Raw genomic sequence first — 22,131 nt, forward strand, 5'->3', positions numbered from 1 at the left:
GTCAGGCGGCAAGCACGTGCGCCACTCGCAAAGTGATGTCCGCCAAGGCATTGAACGAAGGCCTGCGGCGCCCGACGGGTTTCGCGTGCCAGTGCCGAACCTCGTCGCCGGGGCCCGGCAAGGTGATCAACGCACCGATGGTTGTCATCATCGCGCGATAGCGATACAGCGCACCGAACTTGGCTACCGAGCGGTCAGCGTGGCTGGCGCCTTGGGTAAGCAGCATCCACAGGTCGGTTCTCGTGTTGACGATGATGGGTGCGGCCATGTCCCGCCGGATCAGTTCGACCTCGACCCGCTCCGCCAGTGCGGCGGGCATGAGGATGCCATCGGTAGCACCGGTGCGCAGCAGAATGTGATCGTGCTCGTCGACCGCGGTGTCGAACCCGTTCTCGGCGTGATACCGCGCGCACACCTCGTGCACGGTCTGGATGGCGGGTGCGGACATGATTTCCTCGCAAGAATCCGGCCTGCTCGGCAGTTTCGACTTACCTCATCAAGGGTTCTCCGCTAGGTAGCCGCCGGACATCGGTAGATCCTCGTGCTCCGCCCGCCGCCGCGATCGGTCGCCTCACCAGCGGTTCTGTCAGATATCCGCACGGGACCATTCCATCGATCCGAAGTTACGTAGGTAGTGGCGAGCACGTGGAGTTACTAGCTTTCCGGCTTTGAGCGATGACGTGGATCGCGGCATCGATGAGAAATCCGTGCAGCACCTTCGCGGGTTCCGTCGCACGGGCGTCATTGAGGACGACGTCGGCGAAGGCCCAGCTGACCGCCTTGGCCGAGGCGAAGCGGCCGTGTTCGAAGCTATGGCCGCACAGCTGATCGCGCCACTGTTTGTAGCCGCCGACGACACGGCTCAAACTGGTGTGCCGGTAGCCGGTGCGTCCACGAAGGTACTCGGCGATCAGGCGACGTTGCGCGGCCTTGCGCGCAAGCATGCCTCCAGATACGTCGAGTACGGCGCCGAGTTCGCACACAGTTCTCGCATATACCGGACGTTCGATTGACCCCGCGATCATCGATCCGGAACTCTTTTCCTGACTGATCTTCTCTACAAGCAGCTTCGGGTGCACTGCGATCGCACGATTGAGGACGATCGACCATTGCGGCGAATGCGCGGCACCGGGGCTGTCTCGCGTCGGCCGTGCGCGGACCACCGCGCCGTCGGTGAGCGTATCGATCGCGACCCGGCGAAGGTGGACCAGCGGACATGTCCGCAGCACGGTCTCGATTGCGGCCAGGAATTCCAGCACGATGGATTCGTCGAGTTCCGCGGTGTCGAACCCTGCTACGGCTAGATCGTGCTCGGCGGCAAAAGCGTTGGCGGCGACTGCCAATTTGTCGACCGAATGCCCCGGCCAACGCGTGCCGGGTGGCGCCGTTACCGCTAGCCGATTGCTCCTTCGGCTGCCGTGCCGTTCGGGTTGATCGCCATGGTTCCGTCGGGTCTGAGCCAATGGCCGGGCAGACTGCCACGGGGACTCGCCAGTCGACGTCCACGGACTCTGGGGTGGTCTACGGTCCGCCGCCGCACTGATCGTGGGCCGGGCACGCGAATCCCATGGGGTTGCCGCGGGCTGTCGGTTCGACTCGATGGTGTCTCGAGCCGCTGCTGGGTTGGCTGATCTCGGTCGGCTACTGAACGAAACGGGGTCGGCAGGCGGTGTCGCGGTCGCGGCCGGTGCCACTGCCGACATCGGAACAGAACTGGTCGATTCGGCGATCAGCGGGTGTTCGTCCGGCTGAGATGGATTCGCGATCGGTCCGGCGTCGGTGGCGGCGCCGCTCTCGTCAGGACGGACCGCGGTCGGTGAGGCGGGGCCATGGTCGAAGCCAGGGTTTTCGCTGGCGGTACTCGAAATTGCCTGCGGCCGAAAGGGTTCTGGCTGCGCGGCATTGGCCGATTCGGCCGGTCGTCTTGCGAAAAGGTTTGGCGCGAGGGCATTTCGGCTGATCGGCATGGCAGGGTCTGCTGGTGATCGCCCCTGGAATTCGGGTGACGACTGCCCGCGGCCCGACTCTTCCGGATTCTGTAACCGAGTCGCGTTTGCCAGGTCCTGGTGTTCGTAATCCGCGGCGGCGGTCGTGATGTGGTATCCGAAGTCGTGCAGCGCCTCTGCCAGCTGGTGCAAGGCCGCGAGCCCGCGGTCGGCGTCCGGCTTATAGGTCTGCTCGAATGCCTTGCCTGTTTCGTCGTCGCCCCAGCATCGCCCTTCCTGGGCGAGGGCGGACCGCAGCTGCTCGAACGTTCGCCGGGCTTGCCGGCCGAGGTCCTGGAACCTGGCTCCGTTGGCCCGCAGCCCATCCGGATCGATCCACAGCATACTCACCCCTGGTCGCGCACCGCGCTCCGAAAGCCATCTATGGGGCATTCTCGCACGCGAACAGCCGATGCGTTTCTCGGCGCTGGGAAATGCTCGGTATATCGAGTCGGTACTTAACCGTGCCCGGGTGTCATTTCGACCTCGGTTCCATTAATAACCTGAAACGACAACAGATTTTGCCGCATCGACGGTGTATTTCCCGGCAGTGGGAACAATCGGCCGCATCATGGCTCGTAGCCTGGATTTTGTTGTTCCACCGGTTGGACTCAGTGCACCTCTGATTCGCGAGTAGGTCGGCTGGGCCGGTAGCAGAATCAGGGCGCCGATTACGGCGCTGTGAATGGTGGTGTCGTCATGAACAATGCATATACAGACTTTCCACTTCGGCGCCGCCTCATGGTGGAGGGCACATCGGCGCATCGCATCGATCCTCTGTTGACCGCCGCGGAACTGCTGAGTTCGATCCGGGGTAACCGTGCCGACAGGCACCCGTTGGCTCGGTGGGCGAGTGAACTCGCCGACTTGCATCGGGCGGCTGATCCCGACAACCTGACGTCGAAGCCCGCGTTCAACCGTGCACGCGATGGTCTCGTCCACTCGATCGACTTGTGGATCGAACGCCTTGTGCCGCAACACCGCCGCGGCGCAACGGTGCATACCGAAACACTGGGATCGGTGATCGACCGGATCGCTGCGGCGCAGGTGCGCGCGGATGCCGTGCTGGATCGTTCGGCGGGCATGGCAGAACCTTCGGTGCACGCCGCGTGGTATCACCTCGCGGAATTGGTCGACGGGTATAACGATCTCGCGGCGGCAGTTGTCACCGGAGCGCGCCGGTTGCCCGCGCCCTGCAGCGCAACGTCGACTAGTGGCGACAAGGAGTAGACCGGGCAAGACGGCACGTTCATCGGTCGTCCGAACCGTCCCGCGCGGATGAGGTTTCCCGGGCTTTGCCGGTCCAAATCGCGACGCCGGCGGATCGGGCCGCGGCTTGATATGGCGGTAGTCGCTCGCCCTCGGCGACCACTTCGACGCTTACCGCACCCGGGGTGTATTGCACCGACGATTGAATGGTACTGACGTCAGCGCCTTCCACAACTTCCAAGACATATATTCGGCCCTGTGGCAACGGGGACCCGGAACCTGTCGGTATCCGTCGCGCTTGGTACAGAGTGCGTGCCCGATGTTCCGGATCGCATGCGGCCCACCGCAGGACGTGGTCGACGTTATACGGGTCGGTCTGTGGCCCGAGATCCGGAACGAAGCGATACCACGGGGTGTCGGTGGCGGCGACTTTCGGTATCTGCTCGCGCAACCCATTGGGCTGGAACATCATTCGGTCGAGCAATCGGCCCTCGTGGTCATCGAGTCCGACGCCGTCCCGCGCGAGCTGCTCCATCAGGACGTCGACCAGGGCCGCACGTTCCCTCGCGCTGAGCAGGAAGCGCGTCGCCGCCAGAGTCGCGTCGTTGAGCCGTCCGGCAAGGCGTCGAAGCAATTCGACCGACCATTCGACCCAATCCGGGGACGCGGACTGCTGCACGGCGGCTTCGGTATCAGGCACGGCGTTCTCCTGTCGAGTTCGTGGCCAGATGCCCGGGCTTGCGGCCGTACACCATTGATGTCGGCCCGATCAGATGGCGCTGCTCGATATCGACGAAGCCGGCATCTCGAAGCCATCCGATGCATTGCGTCGTGGTGGCTTCGAAGCCTTCCCGTGTCTCCAACATGATGTTCACGCTCGACAGATAGCTGGTGAGATTGTCTCGTCGGCCCGGGCGGACCATGGCGTCGTAGACCAGCAGCGCTCCGCCGGCCGGCAGTGCGGCGTAAGCCTTGCTGATCAACTCGCATCGCGTGGCTTCGCTGTAGCCGTGCAGCAGATGCCCGAAGCAGATGACATCCGCAGTCGGCAAGGGGCCGACGTGCATATTGCCTGAGATGAACCGGATTCGGCTGCTGAGTCCGAAGGAGGCGATATAGGCCTCGAAAACAGGTCCCACAGCGGCTAGATCGAGGCTGGCACCGCTGAGGTGCGGATGGGTGAGTGCCACCCGGACCGGTAGCGCTCCTTGCGCACTGCCGATGTCCACGAATGTACGAAAGTGTTTCCACGGGAAACGAGCCGCGATCAGCATCGCCTCGCCCGTGGAGATCCCGGTCATGCCGGACAGAAAGTTCTCCAGTGCCACTGGATCGCGGTAGAGAGTCGTGAAGAACTCGTTGTCGCCGCGTTCCTCCTCGGCCTCCGGGCCGCCGGTCCGGAGCAGATGATCTAGCCCGGACCATAGTTCGTACAGCCGCTTGCTCGAGAGTTCCAGCAGTCCGCCGACATAGCTCGGTTTGCCTCGGTCCAGGAACAGCGCCGCCTGCCGGGAATTCGCGTAGCGCCCGTCCCGCCGGCGGCGCAGCAGCCCGATCTCGGTCAAGGCGTCGAGGACGGGCCCGGCCGCGCGCTGATGCCAGCCGAGCTTCGCGATCAGGTCGTTCTTCGCGAGCGGGCCCGCCGCCAGTTCGGTGAACAGCCCGTCCTCGACCGCAAGCAGGACCACGCGCGAAGACCAGAATGTCATCCCCGCCTGCAGAACATTCAGTGGGTTGGCGAACTTCCGCAGCACGGGGCCCATTATTTGGCTCTGGAAGACTCGCATCAGGAGGAGCTCGCGCCGCTGGTGGGCGACCGGAGTGTCGGTTGGTTCGCCACCGTCGCCCATCGAAGAGGTCGTCTGGTTCGCGGTTGAACCATCCAAGTGTGGCATTACGCTGCTCCTCCGACTGGCAGGTGTTCGGCTACCGTGTGACGCGATTCTCACCGCAGACGAGTCTCCTTCTCGCGGTTGGGAAGTCACTGCTGGCCAGCGACCCGAACCGTCATGGCTCCCACCACGGGTGCAGTGGCACCAAGGCGTTCCCACGCTTGCCAAGCTTTACCGCGAGCACTTGGTGTACTTGGACGACATTGCGTTCGAAACCGAGGCGGAATCCGGCCATGTACATGTCCAGGACCTTCGCGATGGCCTCGCCTACCTCGGCGATGCAGTCGTCCCAGTTCGCGACAAGGCGGCTGGGTGGACAGCGTTCGCCCTCATCGGCGACTCATGGTGGCAGCTGGGCGCCGCGTAGCGGCGGTCTTCGCCCAGCTCACCTTCCTTGGCCACGATGCCGGGCCATCAGCAGATCTTCCGGCCCAGACACATCAACTACCTGTTCGGCCTGATCTGTGGGGATCTCGGTATCGGGGTGAGCGTCGGATGGTGGACCGGCAATCACAATCGACACCACGCCCACCCCAACACAGAGGGCGCGGACCCTGAAGTGATGGGTGTGCTGGCTCACTCTGGTAATCGGGCGCGGGCCGACCGAGGCATCCGGCGGCTGATTTTCCGCCGCCAAACCTGGTTGTTTTTCCCGATGGTATTGCTCAAAGCTGGCGGCCTGCATTTCGCCAGTATCTGGGCGGTGGCGCGGTGGGCTACTACGCAGTAGGCATTGGAGGCGACATTGTTGGGCGCGTATACCGTGGGCTATTTGTCGGTGAGTGTGGTATCGCAGTGGATCGGACCGATGGTGCCGTGCAGTCTGAATGTGGCGAGCATGTCCATGTCCTGACGAGCGGCATATGTCCTAATCGGCAACGAACTCTTGACATCAGCGCGCGAAGTGCTGAACCGCGGTGAGCTATAGGACAAAGCGGAGCGAGTCTTTACCGTGCCATATAGCAAGCGACCATCCTGGCCCTAAAGCCGATGGCCGCAGTCACCGAGGCGCAATACGGCGAGCACTTCCACCGATACCTCCGGCACGTCGCATAGATCTAGGGCATGATCACGATCAACTTCGGCGATTGCCACACCTGGGTTGACAAATTTATGGACGTGTTCTAGCTAAATCGAGTACGTATCATCGAAATCAGTGATGAAGTCTATGAAGTCTCTTTGATTCATAGTCATTGCACGCAGATCGATATCGTGTGGAAATTTCGGTACCCGGCTCATGCGATATTCGCCAGCGGCGGCCAAAAATGTTCTGATCACGGCATCGGACCCGTTCTTAGTCTGCGGAGACTGGAATAGCTCGTAGGAGACATTCGCCCACGTACGGATAGTAAACGGCTTAGGATCGGCGAGTTGCCGAAAAGCGTCCTGCAATATCAGGCGCCGATCGGCTTCGGTGGCAGTGATCGTCACGACCCGTTGGTGTGTAGTCGGTGACCATTTGCTGACATCAAGGCCGCGCGCGACATTGCGCTCGATTTGTTCACGGGCAGCCCTCTCGTGTGCCATTCCGCATGCCATCCAGTTTCCATTGACGGTCTCGCCGCTCGAGAGTTGGACCGTATTTTGAAGCACGTCGCCTGTGATTCCTTCCTTGCGAAATCGCGCGAGGGCCCGCTCAGCCACATCCGCGTAGGTTTGGTTCAAAGGGGTCCATTGCCCACCTGTCCATGATCGAGTCTCGGAGTCCCAGACGCTGCGCTCACGGCGAGTATGGGGTCCAAACCAATCGGTAATTGGGTCACTATCGGTAACCGGTGTGTCCAATTGGGAGTTCGGATATAAGGCAGTCTTTTTGGATCGATCCTGTGCAATGCGTCGATATTCTCGCTCCCAGTCCTTCGAGGTCGGTGCACTGTTCAGCCGTCGTAGGCGGCGAACGACAGCGTTCGCGGCCTCCGCCTGCCAGCTTGCGAAATTTCGTAGCTCCTCCACTCTCTCGGCAGACTGCCGAGTAAACGGAACCGCAAGACGTAGGATACGACTCGGTAGTGGAAGTCGGTCTCTTGAACGTTTCCCGGACCGGGTTCCACTGCTGTTAGCAACTTTTCAAGGCGAGTCGATATATCTCGCTCAGAATTCGGTACATCGTCGGTCATTTTACGGACCTCCGCTATCAGTAGTCGAAGATTTGAGGCGTCGTTGACTGCGGCAGCAACAGTGCCGTGGGGACCATAACGAAGCTCATCGGTGATTGCCGCAAATATTTTGGCCAGCTTATTGGACACTTTCACTCGATCTTTCGATTCGACTACATCGACGGTACTGGGGGGCAGGCGCAATCGGATTGGCGTGAGATCGGGCTGCTGCCGAAATTCAACTCTATGGTTTTCGACCAGGGAAGGTACTAAACCTGCGCAAACCACGCCTCTGCGCCGCCATCGTCGACCGACTCACCTCCGGCGACCACATCATCGACCTCATGTTCGCCCAGTACGCGCCGACCGAACGCTGCCCTCGGGATCAGTGGATGCACACAGCACCGGCACGGGAAGGATCATTTCGGCGATCCCCTCTGGCGCTTCTCGACGGCCCGGCGATGTCGAGCGCAGCGTACAGATCGACACGAGATTGGAAGCTGTTGTTCTTGCAGCCCCAACGCGATCGTCGACGTTTCGCCTTCTGGGGTGATTGCGTGGGCTGCGGCTCGCAGATTATCGCCGTATTCGACAAGGTCCGATGCCCCGTCAGCGTTCCGTCCGGCGACCGTCGGTAAAGTCACAACATGCCTGGCGGTATCTGGATTACCTACAGCGATGGCCGCCCGGAATCGGTCGTCGACAAACGAGAGATATCTGCGCCCCGATCCACTCGGCGCAAGTAGTAATCTCTCAATTTCCGCATAGTGCCCCATGGCCTCGATATCTACGTTCGCGTCGGCCCAGTCCTGCAGCATCTCCAGGGTCTGCCGATTGTAATGATCACGATCGACCTGCTGGATTCCATTGCGATTTCCGATAAATGGGTCGGCGCGGTGTAGCAGGTCCTTTTCTCTCAACGACAAACCGGACCATAGTGTATGCATCCGACGAGGATCCGGCGGCAACCCGAGATCGGGCGCTGGAGACGGCAAAAAACTCCGGCGGGCCTTGAGCGCTTGCCCACCGATACGATCTGCGGTGTCGTATTCGGCGTAGACCTCACGCAGCTGCTGACCTGTTCGCTGATAGATCGACTCGCCCAACCCGAGGCTGAGATCATGTAGTCGTTGTGCAACGGCACGCCGCAGGTTCAGCCACTGGGCTGACAAAACCCACTCATGGAAAGTGCGCAAAGCCCCTCCCATCCCGCGGGTCAGATCACGTGTTCCGCCAGCTGGTTCCAGTCACTCGCCGCGGGTGCCCGCAGCCACCAGCGATGCCCGGACGGATAGCTACATCGTGCTGCATCTCCGCTGCCGGGAAGTAGCGACTACACGAGTCTTCGGAACGAGCAACTTGTTGTGCTGCTGGTCAACGCGGGACGGCCAGGTCGGCGTGGCGAATATCGTCGTACATGCTCAGCATGGAATCGAGGTTCAAGGCTCGACGCTCGTTTTGGTCCAGTTGGTCGAAGTGGTCGAGTATGTCGCCTGCGCGTAGATACATCTGGTCGACCGGGTTCAGTTGCCGTTCGTCAGCCCACCGGGCTCGGGCTCGGGCGTAGCGCCGCAGGAACACGATGTCGGCCCGCGGGTTGCCCGGTGAGTTCGTACGGCCGTTCGGTGCGTGCAGCCAGTGCATTTCGGTGAGCAACAGCTCGGGTAGCAGTACTTCGGTCATGATTTCGTCGGCGGTTGGGCGGCCTCGGCGTTCGCGGTCTCCGATCATCTCCAGTGCGGCAGTGATTCCCGCGAGCTCCTCGAAGGTGGCACTCGACATCCATTGGTGGAGACCGAGGTTCGTCGCGCGCAGCCGCAATGATGTCGCATCGGGAAGAGCCGGGCCGGGATCGGGCAGCATACGGCGGCGCTGCCGGAACACGGTCTGCGCCACGTCGATGAAAATGGCCCACCACAGCCCGAAGTTCATCTCGGCCTGACCCTTCGGTTCCACGCCGGCGTGGCCGCGTGGCAGAGCCATCGCGACGACTTTCTGGCCCAGTACCGGATCACTGAGGGTTTCGAGATCGAGAGAAATGCCGTTGTCACGCAGGAAGGTCAGGGACCACCAGAAGATGTGCGCTTGCAGCCACTGCCGACCCTGCGCCGCGCCGTAGGTCGCGCGGAACAGCCTGATCAATTGTTGGGGGTCGGCCAATTCAGTACCGCGCAAGCGTGGTGCGCGCGCGGCCGGCAACGTCGGTGTGGGGCCCGCGGGTACCGACCTGGACGCTTCGATGAGCGAAATCGCGGAGACAAGTGCCCACGTGCCCTCGAGTAGCAGAAAGCCCCAGTCCTGTTGGAGAAACGCGAGCACAGCGAGAAGCGCGCCGCCTGCCGCGTTGACTGTCAGATACAGCTTGGAGGCATCGGTGATGACTCCGCGTTGCGCCGCGACGAACCCGCAGAGCAACAACAGCGCACCGACTACCTGCAAGAGCTGACTCATCGGGCCCACACCGTCGCCTTCTACGCCGAGTTGATCATGTATGCAGACGGCGACAAGCGTGCTCCTCACCGGACATCGGCGCATCGGTGGCTGCATAGGATTGCAACCACGGCTACCTAGGTAGGCGCCGGCGCGAAGTGGTCTGTGAGACCTAACACGGGATGGGTCGGCCGAGGACTAGGACTCGCCTCGTGCGGCCCCGATCGCTGGGACGCGATGCGTGCCGAAACGTTCGGGCTTGCGCGCGGATTCGGTGCGGACATGGTGGATTTCGTGCTCGGGGACGAACCGGACGATGTCCTCGCGCGATGCGATCGTCAGTTTGCGGAAGATGGATGTCATTTGGGTATCGACGGTTTTCGCCGCGCTGCCGCGGCGGGCCGCGATCGCGGTGTTGGTCCATCCTGCGGCGGCCAGAATCGCGACCTGCTGTTCGGCCGCGGAGAGGTCGGCCCAGTGCGTCGGGCTGCTTCTGCGTAGCGGTTGTGTCGCGGCGGTTCCCGGCGTCAACGTACCGAGGGCCAGGCGCTGAACCTCGGCGAATTCCGGTCGCAACGCGGCGCCGTCGGCTGCTGCCGCGGCATACTTTTCGGCGCCGAGCACGCCGCGCGCGATACCGATCGCCCGTTCGGTCTCGGCTGTGTAGGTCGCGATCGTGGTCAGATCGCCGCCGAGATCGGCACGCAGTGTCGCCGCTCCGCCGACGAGGCGCGCGATTTCGGTGGCCAATGCTCGAAGCCGTTCCCGGCCAGCGCTTCCGGATGAGGTGAGATCGGTCAGGATGCGCGCCAGGCACCACGTGCGAACATGCACGGACCACCATGCTCCCCACCGGTCGGCATGATGCATCTGGTATTCGAGGGCCGAACGCGTGAATGCCAGTGCGTCATTGGGGTTTCCGTGTTTGGCGAGCGCGATCGCTGCGGCGGTCTCCGCACTGGCTCGGGCCCAGGCTGCGCCTGCGGTGCAGACGGTATCGAGATGCCGTCGGGTCGTGTGCAGTGCCTGTTCAGCGGGCCCGAGCAAGCCCGCGGCCAAGGCCTCGACCAATTCCGCCCTGACCTCGCCGCCGCGATCGCGGAGCCGATGAAATTTCTCCCTGGCGCGAGCCAGTACAGGAATTGCCCGCGGATCGCCGGCCGCCATGAAAAGCTCCGCGCCCCAGGCGAAATCGACTGCGGCCGGCAAGTTCGGATCGGTGTGCGGCTTGTTGCGCCAGCCATCGTCGGCGCTGCCGGTGCACGCGGCGACGCACTCGTCCAGTAACCGCGCCGCGGCTTCGTGATCGCCCTGGCACAGGCAGAGCCAGCAGATCAGAGCTGCGGCATTGATATACAGGTCGCTTTGTTTCGGAATGCTCCCTCGCGCAACCGCGAGGGTGCGTTCGGTCCAGCGGCGCGTCTCCAGTAGCGATCCGCGAAAGAACGGCCCGCGCAATGCGATCAGGCCGGCGGAGATCTCTAATCCGAGCGCGGCGGCCTCCGGATCGATGAGGCTGCCCTCGATGGCAGTCAGAATGTTGTCCCATTCCGCGCGGGACCAATCGAGCAACTCCTGTTCAGCCGGGCCCACCCAGTGCTCGGCGGCGGCGACCACTTTGTCGCGAAAATATTTGCGGTGTCGTGCGGCCAATCGCTGCGGTTCGGTCGCGGACCGTTGTTCCAGGCGTTGCCTGGCGAAGACGCGGATCGTCTCCAGCAGGAAGTAGCGAACCGCGTGCGGTGTCCGCTGCACGGCGACCAGGGACTGATCGACCAGACGGTACAGCAAGTCCTCGATCTCGTCGGTGGCCAGCGCAGCTGCCGGGGCGGTATCGTCATCGCCGCAGACCGACCTGATCGCGGCAAGATCGACACCACCTTCATGGCGCCGAGACGCGGTGATATCCGCGGGATTCGAGTCGCATCCCGCCGCGAAGATCGACATCCGTTCGAGCAGCAGCCGCTCTTTTTCCTGACATAGGTCGTAGGACCAGGCAATGGCGTCGGCAATGCTCCGGTGGCGCGCGTCGACGCCGATGCGGGTGCCCTGTGACCAGCGAGTCCGCCGGTCGTCGACGCCACCGGTGAGATCGTGCAGCAGCACCGACAGCGGTTGCCGAATCAGTCGGCCGGCGGCGAGTTGGACGTAAAGCGGGTTGCGGTGCATGTGGTCGCATATTTGGCGGGCCTGTAGGAGTTGCCCTTCCTCGACCGGATGGCCGGTCAGCTCGGCGCGCTTGCGGAACAGCTCGACCGCCTGAGCGTGCGACAACGGCGGGACGGTCACGATGCGCTCGTCGGTCCAGCCGATCGGTTCACGACTCGTCGCCAGGATCGTGAGGCCGGGTATCGCCTCCAACAGATGCGCTGTCACCACGCCCGCGCCGAGCAGCACATGTTCACAGTTGTCGAGCACGAGCATGCTCGGCAGGGGGCGTCCCACCGCGTCGATCCGGGTGAATGTGTCGACCAGACTCAGCCATTCAGAGCTGTCGGCGGAATCTTGATCGAGCACTGCGCGGGTGATCTCCTGGGCTACCGCGGTCGCCGGTGCGTCCGTACCCAACCTCGCCAATCGCACCCAAACCACCGGTGTGCGCCGAGCCTTCTGGATACGTTGCACGGCCTCGGCGGCGAGACGCGTTTTGCCTATCCCGCCCGGCCCGACCAGGGTTACCAATCGTGGCTGTCCGAGCAGCAAACTGCAGAGCTCGTCGAGCTCCTGGTCACGACCGACAAAGGCGTGCGTCGCCATCGGGGGAATCCCTACGCGGCCGATGCCCCAATTTCGCGAGTCAGTACCGATTGCCATGTTCTACACCTCCACCCCATAAGGGTGCCGCGTGTGAACAGCATGATGGTCACCAGCACAGAGAACAGTTCTGGCCAGCGGTTTTGCGGCTTCCGGCCCCTTAAGAGGGTTTGCGCCGATTTCTCGGAGGATTACCTGATGCGTACCCATGCCACGGGTAACGATTGTTCGAGTGTGTACTCGAGCGTGGAGGTGGCCGATGGTCGATGAGCAGACGCCGGCGCGCAAGGTCGACCGTGGCGCCGAACGCAGCGGGTGTCCGGTCGAACAGCTCCCCGACGGCACTTGGTTGATTCGTGGCTACGATGCGGCGACGATCTTGCTGCGCAGCGCCGACACGGTGCAGGCCGGGCTCGGTGTCGAGACGATCGCGATGTTGCCGAAGCGCATTCGCCGGCCGGTGCTGTATCAGGATGGCGCCGATCATAGAGAACATCGGCGGCAGACCGCTCGGTACTTCACGCCGCGCTGGGTGGATGAGCATTATCGCGGCGTGATGAATCGGGCCGCCGTGAAGCAGATCGATCGGTTCCGAGCCGCCGGACGAATCGAGTTGTCCGACTTGGTCTTCCCGTTCACGATCGAAGTGGTGGCGACGGTTGTCGGGCTGACGGAGAGTCGCAGCGGTCTGCAACGCAGATTGGATCGGTTCTTTCCCGAAGAACAGCGGGCTGAGCCGGGCCTGTCCAGTGTGCGGGGGATACGGTCGACGATCCGGCAGGGCTCCAGCTGGCTGCGGGTCTATTTCGGGGATGTGCGTCCGGCGACCCGGGCACGTCGCCGGGAGCCTCGAGATGATCTGATTTCGCATCTGCTCGAGCAAGGGTGGACCGACAGCGAGATCGTCGGCGAATGCCTGACCTTCGCGGCGGCTGGGATGATCACCACCCGTGAATTCGTGAATGTCGCCGCGTGGCATCTGTTCACCGACGCTGGCATGCTCGGACAGTATCGGGCCGCGCCTCGAGACGACCGGCTCGCCACCTTGCGCGAGATCCTGCGCCTCGAGCCGGTAGTGGGAAATCTGCGGAGACGCACGACCGCGGCCGTCGAGGTGCCGGATGGTGAGGGAGCGGTCACCATACCGGCCGGAAACCTGATCGACATCGCTCTCGATGTCGCCAATATCGACAAGAAGGCAGTAGGTCCGCAGCCGCTGACGGTATGGCCGCATCGACCATCGGTCGATGCGGGCCTGTCATTCGGTACTGGCCCACATCGATGTCCAGGCGCACACATCGCCGTGCTGGAGACGGATGTATTCCTGAGTAAATTGTTCGAACTGGATGGCGTGCACATGGTTTCACCACCACACGTCTCGTTCGACGACGTGCTGGGAAGCTATATGCTTCGTGGGCTCACCGTGGCCCTCCGCGGTGGTCCGGTGTGACATCGAAGGGTGTCACCCTGACGGGGTGATGCTTTCGGCGCGCTCCTTCAGCGCTTGGTTGAGCTCGCGGTAGCGATGCTCCAAATCCGTGAGTTGTTTGCCGGCAAAGGGGATGATCAGGCCGGACAGTCGTTCGTGGTGGCGCACGTGGGTGCCGTCACCGGCGGGCGACAAGTCGAACCCGTGCCGCCCGTCCGCCAAACGGGGGATGGCAAAACCACCACCCCACAACAACGTTCGCGGCGCCTCCACGACGTACACAGTCACCGAGAAGATCCGGGGGGCATGGCGCGCGGAGAACTTCGTGTGCAGCGACAGTTCGGCGCCGGGTTCGGCGACACCGTCCACCGCGACGAAGAACGGATTCCATTCGGGGTAGGCCGCGAAGTCGGTCAGCACCGCCCACACTCGGTCCGGCGGAACGGCCACGTCGATTCGGGTGTCTATGTGCCGGACCGGAACGATGCGCATTGTCACCGACTGACGAGTCGTGCCGGCGTCGGGCTGCCGGGATAGGTCTGGTGTACCCGCTCGCGCCGGACAGGCAGTTCTGCGAGCAAGTGCAATCGATGCCGTTGGAGCAACTCGTCCACTACGGAGGCCGTCACGGTCTCGCTGAAGCGTTGAGCGACACAGCCGAACGGGCCACGGCCGAATGTGGCGACCTTCGGCGCGGGATCGCGAAGGTAACGGTCCGGGTCGTAGGTGTCGGGCTGGTCCGGGACGCGGTGGGCCTCTCGATTGAGGGTGCCGGGGAAGACGCCTACGGCCTGGCCGGCCGGTATGTGAAAGGTCTTGCCGTCGTGCACGAATTCGTATGGTTTGTCGAGATAGCGGATCAGCGATGAGACGGGATGCATCCGTACGGTTTCCATGAGACACCTGCTCAGCAGTTCCTGCCGCGCCGGGCGACTGTCCAGGGTGAGCAGCCCCTCCTGTAGTCGTGGCCGTTGGAGAACGTCGATCAGCGTCCAGTAGGTGTAGGTGCCGGGGTAGGTGGTGGCGTTCCACAGCACGTACATGAACATCCAGAGACGGTCCGCCTGGGACAGCGGTGCGTCGTGTAGTCGCGCCGTGTCGATGGCCCGCATGAGCGGAGCTTGCGCATCGTCGAATGCGGGCAGCTCGTCGCGGATCATTCGGTAGAGCTTGCGGGTCGCGTGGAACTCGGGCATCAGGTAGTGAAATGGCGTGATGGACAAGGTGGTGCGCGGAATATCGATGCCGTCACCGATGTGTCGGTAGTAGGTGGTGAGGCGATCGCCGAGTCTGTCCCACAGTTCATCGCCGAGGAAGTAGCGGCAGGTGACTTCGTACACGATCGGGTGTACGGCCGCGGACAGGTCGACGGTTCGCAACCACCGCGTGGTGTGCCGTTCGACGATCCCCGGCACGGTGTCCGGAAGGTGACTCACTGCGGTGCCCGGCAGCATCTCGGCCATCAACCTGCGGCCGAGCAGAATGAGTTCCTGCAAGGTTTCTGGGCCTGTCCGCTCGCGTGGGAACCAATAGCCGACGGTCGGCACCCGGTGCAGTACTTCTCCGATGCCCGCGTGATCGGTCGGCAGGCTGAGTACCCGTTGATAGTGTTCGCCGCTCAACAGGAAGGTGAAATCGTAGATGCTCGGCACTCGCAGCGTGAAGACATCGCCGTAGCGCGCGCGGTTGCGCACCACCAGGCCGACGGGATCGGTGATCACCGACTTCAACCGGCTCAGCACACCGATGACCGGAATGCTGTCCGCGCCGGCTCTCGCCAACGGCGCGGCGGTAGTGCCATCCGGTGTGCGAACTGGACGGCGGAACCACCATTCGAGTGCGAACGCGCCCGCTGCGGCAGCAGCGATTCCCCACTGTTTGAGCGCGATCATTGTTCGACTCCTTCGGGATAGAACTGTCGCGCCCAGGCGCGGTATTGAGCGATCGGGCCGTCGCCCGCGGCGAGCGCGGGACGGTCGAGGTACTTCTTGTGATCCCAGATCACCTGGTCACGGCGCAGTTCGCCGACGACGGTGCGGAGCACGAGCCGCTCGATCAGTGCCTCCGGCAGTGCCCAGGCCGAACGGCCGAGGCGGCCACGGCCACGAGAACGCAGTTGCGTGCCTACATAGACGTCGACCTCACGTTCGCCGATCGGCGTGGTGAGCACGAGTTGGCGTATGGCCCAGCCCGCGGCGACCTCCAACTCGACCAGCGAAAAGCCCAATCCGTCGACTCGGATATAGATTTCGGTGGCGATACCGCCGGTCATCGGGACGGGCCGGGTGAAGGAGTAGCGGGTGCGCAGACGCGGCCCGTCCACGAGCAGCGGTTCTACGACACGCGAGTCGGTGAATCCATGCAATACGCCGAAGTGACCGAAGTCCACACTGTTCTCCGTCACCTCCTGCGGATGGCTGTGGAAGCGAAGCCTTTTCGTGCGCATGGTGCGCCAGCCGGGCGCGGTCGACGGCGGCTCGACCTCCCACGGATCCTGTCCAGGCGGCCCGTGCCATACCAGCACCACCCCGCACACCTCGCGTAACTCGAGCATGCCCAGGCGAGCCGCGGGCGGGGGCGGTCCATAGGGCGAATGGGTGCACCGGCCATCGACCGAGAAACGGAATCCGTGGAACGGGCAGCGCAACTCCTCACCTGCCACGGTGCCGCCGTGTCCGAAATGCGCGCCCATGTGGGGGCAGTAGGCCTCGGTCGCACGGAGTGTGCCCGATGCGGTACGGAAGATAACGATCTGGCGACCCATGAACTGTCGGGTCAACAGTCCGCCCGCACTGAGCTCGTAGGAAAAAGCGACCGCGAACCAGCCGTATGGATAAGGTGGCGGTGCATCGGCCAAAGCCCTTGCCGTAAGTGGCGAGATCGGTGAGGCCTGTCCAAGCCTCGACCGCGGAACCGCTTCATCGATTGTCATCGGCGTCTACCCAATCTCATCGAACCCATCGAGCTTCGCCAGTTCTTTCTCGGCTACCTGCTATGACGCGATGAAAGCTACTGGACGGGCAGCGGTTGCTCAATCGGCAATGGAAATAGGTAGTCGATATACGAGGGCCACCTGATGCCCGGTGCCAGTCGTACGGATATCACCGTGCATAGCCGCTCGGAATCTTCCATGACTGCGGTGAGTCGGTGCCTGTAAGGCTGGTATCCAGCCCTTGCCAATCATGGGAATAGCTTCCGCGCGGGGGGCCATTGATCTTGTTAGGTTCGTTCTCTGGCGCAGTTGTTACTTGTCCGCGTGTGACGGTCTAACTGTGCATGAGGAAGGAAGAAACAATGATCATCGGTGATCTCGGACAGCTGCTCAGTATCGGTCTGGCGTTGTTCAATCAGTACGTAGGGCAGCTTCGCAGCCTTTCGGGGGTGTAATCCACTGTCCCGGTTCTATTCGTGTTCGCGCCGCTGACCTGCGGTCGGGCTATTGAATAGCGGTCCTGTTCCCGCGACGCCCATGTGGGTCTCCGGGGCGTCGTGTACGTCAGCGGCCGTTCGATGATCGGCAAGATCGCAGGACTTTTCCGCAAGCTTGTGGCGCCGAGGGTGCGTAAGGCGGAACGAGCGGCCCGTGCGGTTGGCGATGAAGTTCGTTCCACCAGTGGGACTTTGAAGGACGTTGCCCAATCGGAGCCCGCAACCGACCTCGAGGTCGGTCATGGTCTTCGTGCTGGCGGCGCTCGGTTCGAGGTGTCCGAGCGCGAGCGTCCTGGGTCGATGGATCCTGTTCTCACAGAACGGATTTGCCAAGAGTTCCGGCTCGGAACGCTCTTGAAGCGCCCTGAGCGAGTCTCGGGCAGTCATGCGAACGAGGCCTGGCGGATGGATACCGATCGCAATAGCTTCATCGTCAAACACTTCATACCGAGCCCGACCGACACCATCCCTCCCGTACCGCGGCTGCGGAGCGGGTTCCGATTGTTGGAAAAGCCTATTGCCGACCGTGGTCCGTCGCAGCTTTGGCGAGTGCCGACGCCCGTGCCCCTGCCCGGGGAGTCCGAGTGCCTGAAACAGATCGACGGCAGATATTTCCGTGTACACGAGTGGTTGGACGGTAGAAGGCTAGAGCAGCTTCCCCGCACCACAGAGCGATCCGAAATAGTCGGGCGCGTGGTCGCTGGTATCCATCGCATGGCACCCGCAGGCGAGGTGATGCCGAACAAGCTGCCGTTCACCGAAGCGCGATGGCATGAGCTCGCCGATCGCATCCATCCCCGTGCTCCCGAGGCGGCTGCGCGCATACGTTCCGAGTCGGCTCTGCTGTCGAGGGTCCACCGACTGACATACCAGCCAATACCGCCGGGCGCGGCATTGTTCAGCCATGGTGATCTGGGCCCGTGGAACATGATGGAATGCGCGGATGGCTCGATCGCGGTCTACGATTGGGATCGGCCTGACAATGTCAACGCCGTCTACGAACTCATAAGCGCGGTTGGGTCATCCACTACCACCGAACAGAACTTCGTGGATCCGGACCTCTTGCTGGCGGGTATCAAAGGGTATGTCGAAGCAAGCGGAACGCGCCTCCCGACGGAGCCCACAATATTCGGTCGCTGGGTGAATGGTCAGGCGGAATGGGTCGAGCATCATACCGAGCCGCACAGATTCGATGACGAGCCGGAAAAATTCAATGCCGAGGTGTGCCTGCAGAAGGTCGAACGAGCGGTCAATTTGTTCGGATCCATCGAGCGAGGGCAGCAGGCTTGGCTGGCGGAGTTGGCAGCGATCAACGAGGCCGTACTCGGTCAGCACTGAATTGAACCGGTCTCGTCGATGCGTCGGACTTGCGCCGGCCGGCGGCATTTCTCAATCATGGGGAAGCCCTAACCTTCGATTCATGAGAGTCGGGCGACGGTGGCGGGAGTGCCGCAGCGGCGGGTTCAGCTCTGCTCGGCCCCGCGGGGTAACGCCATGACCGTGTGGGAGGCTCTGGCGGGCGTACCCGCGCCATTGCAGGAGGCGCTCTTCGGTGGACGCTTTCCAGCGGAGACGGACACCGACGCGATGTACCGAATGGCAGATGCTTGGCATCAGACGGCTGCAGAACTGACGGGTCTCGCCGGGGTTGTCAGGTCGGTAGGCGTCGAAGCACTGGGTGCGATCAGCGGGAGCACGAGCAGCGGAATCGTCGGCACCGCAACGGAATACTGCGATGAGCTCGACGCACACGGTGAATTCTGCCGTGCCCAGGGCGAGCGACTGCGGCAGGCCGCCGCCGACATCGACAAGACTCGGTGGGAGATGGTCGTCTCCGCGCTTATGACGGTCTATCAGTTGCAACTACTCGCTCCAAGCGGCTTCGTCGCCTGGGGGATACCGCTGATCGCCAAAGCGCGCCAGAAGTTCTTTCTGATGCTCGAAGGTCTGGTCAGTAGGCTCGCCCAGAATTCCGCCGCCGCCGGCGCATTGCGCGTGGGGGTGCTGACTGTGACCGCGACAGCCGGTTTCGCTGGATTTCAAGCGGCTTTGGACGCGAGCATCCAAGGTGTTCAGATCGTGGCAGGAGACCGTGATCGCCTTGACGGCACATCTATCGCGCTCGCCGCGGCGCAGGCTGGTGGATCTGTCCTCGGCGGCATGACATTCGGCCAGTTGATCGGTGTCGCACTATCGAGCAGGTCGGGGATTCCGTTCCAGCGGGCACTGACGGGCGCAGCCGGCGGGTTGGGCGGATTGCTCGCCGGTGCGGCGGCAGCCATGCCCATCACCGGTAGCTTCGAATTGACTTGGGCGGGCGCGCTCAGCTCATTCGCACTGGGTATGGCAGGCACGCACACGGCGGACCATGCCGATACACCCGGATACGATTCTCGGAGTATGTTGTCTGTCCTGCGACCGTTGCACGAGCTTATGGTGACCAGTCCGTCGACAGACAGTGCGCTTCGGATGCATCTGTCCGGCCTCGAGCTACTGCGATTCGGTGATTGTCGGATCATGATCAGAAAGGCCACCTGGCGTCAGACACAGATTGTCGATGAGCACACCGGTATGGACCTCTACCGGAAGGATATCTATTTCGATGCCGATGTCATCGATCGGCACGGGGCGCAACTAGGTGAGATCAGCCAGTCATTCCAGCACGACCGCGAGGGGCGAATCATCGCTTTCTATGATTCGCAGAAATTGACTGACACGGCGCGCGGAAGGCGATTCGAAGAGCCGTACATCGCTGCGCTGGAACATTATGCATTCACGGCAGGAGCGTATCGACTTCAGGTCACTGCCTGGCCCGGCGGAGCGCTGGACTTTTCCCGGAAGCGATATGTGTGGTCCGGTCATGACTGGGAAGCGATCTTGACCGGCCAACAGTTCGTCTGGGCGTTTGACCAGCTCGCTCCGCAGTTGACTTCCAGCGACCGGGAGTTGTTGAGGGCCAAGTTGGCGGAGTTCGAGCCGGCTAGATATCAACAACCACTTGTCGGTCCATCGCCGGCAGACATCGCCACACTGAAGGGCGACGACCGTCGCCTAGGGGAGCACTTGCTGAGCAAAATGAGATCGTTGACTCTGGTCAAGTATGCGCCAGTTCATCTCGAGCCGTCGTCTCCACCTTCGAATACAGAAGTGCCTTTGGAGCCTCGATTTCAGCGTTCGCGGAGTCCGATTGATGCGGTGGTCGATACGCGCGACTTGATACCTGGCGTCGACGACCTCAAGCCAGGGGGAGGGGCGTCGACAGATACTGGCGCCGCCGGGGCGGCCGTCGAACAGCGTCCCTACGACCCGAACGCGTCTGCCCCCGACCTGCGCACGCTAACGCCGTTGCCCGAGCTCTTGTCCGTTCCTTTACCTGAAAACGAGCGGCTTGGTCGCGAACTTGGCGGAATGACGGGACGGTACGGTTCAGTCGCGTTCAGCTTGACCGACGCGCGATACATCACGAAACCCGATCCCAACGGAATTTTACAGAACGGGCGTATCTCCGGTATAGAAATCAAAGGAAGTTTGGCAGGGTCGGCGGGGGGTTTGCGTTGCAAGCCTAATATAAGGATCGAGTTCGACGGCAAAGGAAGAATCAGCGCCAAAATAAACCTGACTGGCGATGATAGTCCCGATATGGTTTCTGAAGTTTACCAATCGTTCGTGAAAACGTGGATCAACGACTATTACGCTCCCCGGGCTGATAACGTCGCGATCCCGGGTTTCCGTGTCGATCGGGCCGTGCTCGAATTGAGCGGCGGATACACGGAGCTGCTTACGCGGCCTGATATTCGTTGGCAACGTGATCCAATCCACGTATACGAAGTTGCGGTCGACCGGCTGCACCACGCCGCTGCCGAGATATTGAATGATCTGGGACGCACCGAACGGCGGGTTGTGCTCGATGCTCTCGCTTTGTTCTATGGCCCGATATCTGAACATCCCTCGCCTGCTTATCTGCGAGGCCTGCGGAGCAACGGGCACGACCTCGGCAAGCTGCTCTTCGAAAAAAGTGATTGGCTTGTGATCAGTCATGATGGCGGCGATGTGGTGCGCGACGATGTGGCGTCGAACTCGGCGGGCAAATTTACGACGCAGCAGCAATCGGACAGCGATTCCTCGCCTCGGCGGTTCGATATGAGCGCTCCCGATGACATCGGCGAGTCGAACGAAGATTCCATTCTGAGGAGGCTGCTCAGTACCGACGATCCGTATGATTCCGAGCTGGCGGAAATGTTACCGAAGGGAGGCCGCGCGAACGGGATTGGATTTGATCTCAATCCCCGATATGCAGCGACCTGGGAGATGAAGTTCGACGAGGAAGCCGCACTGCCGAGCGGTTTTGCGGTCAAGATCAAAGAAATTCTTCTATGGGGTGACATCTATGGTCCAACCCATAAGGATTTAGGCCACCTGGAGCACAGTATAAAGTTCGACGCTCAGGGAAACATATTTGTCGATGACACTTCGTATATCAGTGAAGATGCTCCCGGCGATGCACTGTATGAGGTTGTACAGACTTCATTGTTCGAATTCTATCGCCTAAATGGCGTCGATCGGATCGAGAATTGCACTACAACGGGTTATGGGAGTGCTGTCGCGCGTTCTGGGGCGAAATGGAGTGCAGACCCTGGGCGGTTGAACGAATCTATCGAAAGTGTTCGCTCTCGTGCGCGGTTCATTGCCCTAGACCTCACGCTTGCGGAGCAACAATTACTCAACGAAAATATCGACCGGTTTGACGGACCGATCGAGAGCTTTCCAACGCCACGCGAGCTGGCTGACCTTGCTGTGTTCGACCAGGATGGGCGCGGCCGTGCACCTACTCTCGGTGAACGTCTCATGTCTGGTGTCACATGGAACGGCGTCACTGTGCTCCGCGGGTCGGGCGTCACGCATTGAAT

General features: G+C 62.1%; 16 protein-coding genes and 1 pseudogene. 5 read left to right on the forward strand and 12 right to left on the reverse strand.

The genetic code is table 11. From position 1 onward, the window contains the following. Nucleotide 1: 1 nt before the first annotated feature. Both ACFYO1_RS02160 and ACFYO1_RS02165 read right to left on the reverse strand, forming a co-directional pair. On the reverse strand, nt 2-448 hold the full coding sequence (locus ACFYO1_RS02160) for a hypothetical protein (protein WP_387226273.1): 447 nt from the start codon (nt 446-448) through the stop codon (nt 2-4). 175 nt (nt 449-623) lie between these two features. After that, nucleotides 624-1,259 carry a hypothetical protein gene (locus ACFYO1_RS02165; protein ID WP_387226274.1) on the reverse strand — a complete coding sequence of 212 codons (636 nt, stop codon included), beginning with the start codon at nt 1,257-1,259 and terminating at the stop codon, nt 624-626. 1,407 nt (nt 1,260-2,666) lie between these two features. Here ACFYO1_RS02165 and ACFYO1_RS02170 point away from each other — a divergent pair. Next, nucleotides 2,667-3,215, forward strand: coding sequence for a DUF4254 domain-containing protein (locus ACFYO1_RS02170; RefSeq protein WP_387226277.1), 549 nt, complete (start codon nt 2,667-2,669; stop codon nt 3,213-3,215). 19 nt (nt 3,216-3,234) lie between these two features. Here ACFYO1_RS02170 and ACFYO1_RS02175 read toward each other — a convergent pair whose 3' ends face one another. The 3 genes and pseudogenes from ACFYO1_RS02175 to ACFYO1_RS02185 form a co-directional block, all read right to left on the reverse strand. Then, on the reverse strand, nt 3,235-3,894 hold the full coding sequence (locus ACFYO1_RS02175; RefSeq protein ID WP_387226279.1) for a hypothetical protein: 660 nt from the start codon (nt 3,892-3,894) through the stop codon (nt 3,235-3,237). Beyond that, the gene (locus ACFYO1_RS02180; RefSeq protein ID WP_387226280.1) at nt 3,887-5,143 is read right to left on the reverse strand and encodes a methyltransferase; all 1,257 of its coding nucleotides are present in this window, start codon (nt 5,141-5,143) and stop codon (nt 3,887-3,889) included. The genes ACFYO1_RS02175 and ACFYO1_RS02180 overlap by 8 nt, the downstream gene beginning before the upstream one ends. 58 nt (nt 5,144-5,201) lie before the next feature. Then, nucleotides 5,202-5,396 (reverse strand): annotated as a pseudogene (locus tag ACFYO1_RS02185) (SAM-dependent methyltransferase); the annotation flags it as partial. Between the two features lie 93 nt (nt 5,397-5,489). On the opposite strand from ACFYO1_RS02185, the gene ACFYO1_RS02190 reads away from it, so the two are divergent. Beyond that, on the forward strand, nt 5,490-5,816 hold the full coding sequence (locus ACFYO1_RS02190; protein WP_387226282.1) for a fatty acid desaturase: 327 nt from the start codon (nt 5,490-5,492) through the stop codon (nt 5,814-5,816). A gap of 398 nt (nt 5,817-6,214) precedes the next feature. On the opposite strand, the gene ACFYO1_RS02195 is transcribed toward ACFYO1_RS02190, so the two are convergent. The 4 genes from ACFYO1_RS02195 to ACFYO1_RS02210 all read right to left on the reverse strand — a co-directional run bounded on the left by ACFYO1_RS02195 (nt 6,215) and on the right by ACFYO1_RS02210 (nt 12,426). Beyond that, on the reverse strand, nt 6,215-6,751 hold the full coding sequence (locus ACFYO1_RS02195) for a hypothetical protein (RefSeq protein ID WP_387226283.1): 537 nt from the start codon (nt 6,749-6,751) through the stop codon (nt 6,215-6,217). 850 nt (nt 6,752-7,601) lie between these two features. Further along, nucleotides 7,602-8,378, reverse strand: a complete 777-nt coding sequence (locus tag ACFYO1_RS02200) for a hypothetical protein (protein ID WP_387226284.1) — start codon at nt 8,376-8,378, stop codon at nt 7,602-7,604. 178 nt (nt 8,379-8,556) lie between these two features. Next, entirely contained in the window at nt 8,557-9,381 is an 825-nt protein-coding gene (locus tag ACFYO1_RS02205; protein ID WP_387226286.1) for a hypothetical protein, read from the reverse strand. Between the two features lie 429 nt (nt 9,382-9,810). Further along, nucleotides 9,811-12,426: an ATP-binding protein gene (locus ACFYO1_RS02210; RefSeq protein WP_387226288.1), complete on the reverse strand. Its 2,616-nt coding sequence runs from the start codon at nt 12,424-12,426 to the stop codon at nt 9,811-9,813. 199 nt (nt 12,427-12,625) lie between these two features. Between ACFYO1_RS02210 and ACFYO1_RS02215 the strand changes: the two genes are divergently transcribed. Then, nucleotides 12,626-13,816: a cytochrome P450 gene (locus tag ACFYO1_RS02215; protein ID WP_387226289.1), complete on the forward strand. Its 1,191-nt coding sequence runs from the start codon at nt 12,626-12,628 to the stop codon at nt 13,814-13,816. Nucleotides 13,817-13,828: 12 nt separating this feature from the next. Here ACFYO1_RS02215 and ACFYO1_RS02220 read toward each other — a convergent pair whose 3' ends face one another. Genes ACFYO1_RS02220 through ACFYO1_RS02230 form a run of 3 tightly spaced genes read right to left on the reverse strand, consistent with a single transcriptional unit; the run spans nt 13,829 to nt 16,727 of the window. Beyond that, complete coding sequence (locus tag ACFYO1_RS02220; protein WP_387231654.1) at nt 13,829-14,287, reverse strand: SRPBCC family protein; 459 nt, start codon at nt 14,285-14,287, stop codon at nt 13,829-13,831. Nucleotides 14,288-14,289: 2 nt separating this feature from the next. After that, the gene (locus ACFYO1_RS02225; RefSeq protein ID WP_387226291.1) at nt 14,290-15,687 is read right to left on the reverse strand and encodes a cytochrome P450; all 1,398 of its coding nucleotides are present in this window, start codon (nt 15,685-15,687) and stop codon (nt 14,290-14,292) included. Then, nucleotides 15,684-16,727: a Rieske 2Fe-2S domain-containing protein gene (locus tag ACFYO1_RS02230; RefSeq protein ID WP_387226292.1), complete on the reverse strand. Its 1,044-nt coding sequence runs from the start codon at nt 16,725-16,727 to the stop codon at nt 15,684-15,686. Before ACFYO1_RS02230 ends, ACFYO1_RS02225 begins: the two co-directional genes overlap by 4 nt. A gap of 578 nt (nt 16,728-17,305) precedes the next feature. Here ACFYO1_RS02230 and ACFYO1_RS02235 point away from each other — a divergent pair. Together ACFYO1_RS02235 and ACFYO1_RS02240 are read left to right on the forward strand one after the other, a co-directional pair. Then, nucleotides 17,306-18,562 carry a phosphotransferase gene (locus ACFYO1_RS02235; protein ID WP_387226293.1) on the forward strand — a complete coding sequence of 419 codons (1,257 nt, stop codon included), beginning with the start codon at nt 17,306-17,308 and terminating at the stop codon, nt 18,560-18,562. A 156-nt stretch (nt 18,563-18,718) separates the two neighbouring features. Next, nucleotides 18,719-22,129: a hypothetical protein gene (locus tag ACFYO1_RS02240; RefSeq protein WP_387226295.1), complete on the forward strand. Its 3,411-nt coding sequence runs from the start codon at nt 18,719-18,721 to the stop codon at nt 22,127-22,129. Nucleotides 22,130-22,131 lie beyond the last annotated feature (2 nt).

Source organism: Nocardia sp. NPDC006044 (assembly GCF_042871115.1).
Classification (GTDB): domain Bacteria; phylum Actinomycetota; class Actinomycetes; order Mycobacteriales; family Mycobacteriaceae; genus Nocardia.

Bases quoted from the DNA above. Each gene is read 5' to 3' on its own strand.
- ACFYO1_RS02230 (WP_387226292.1), bottom strand. From the start codon at position 16,727: ATGACAATCGATGAAGCGGTTCCGCGGTCGAGGCTTGGACAGGCCTCA.
- ACFYO1_RS02190 (WP_387226282.1), top strand. From the start codon at position 5,490: ATGCCGGGCCATCAGCAGATCTTCCGGCCCAGACACATCAACTACCTG.
- ACFYO1_RS02210 (WP_387226288.1), bottom strand. From the start codon at position 12,426: ATGGCAATCGGTACTGACTCGCGAAATTGGGGCATCGGCCGCGTAGGG.
- ACFYO1_RS02160 (WP_387226273.1), bottom strand. From the start codon at position 448: ATGTCCGCACCCGCCATCCAGACCGTGCACGAGGTGTGCGCGCGGTAT.
- ACFYO1_RS02235 (WP_387226293.1), top strand. From the start codon at position 17,306: ATGATCGGCAAGATCGCAGGACTTTTCCGCAAGCTTGTGGCGCCGAGG.
- ACFYO1_RS02225 (WP_387226291.1), bottom strand. From the start codon at position 15,687: ATGATCGCGCTCAAACAGTGGGGAATCGCTGCTGCCGCAGCGGGCGCG.
- ACFYO1_RS02240 (WP_387226295.1), top strand. From the start codon at position 18,719: ATGACCGTGTGGGAGGCTCTGGCGGGCGTACCCGCGCCATTGCAGGAG.
- ACFYO1_RS02215 (WP_387226289.1), top strand. From the start codon at position 12,626: ATGGTCGATGAGCAGACGCCGGCGCGCAAGGTCGACCGTGGCGCCGAA.
- ACFYO1_RS02220 (WP_387231654.1), bottom strand. From the start codon at position 14,287: ATGCGCATCGTTCCGGTCCGGCACATAGACACCCGAATCGACGTGGCC.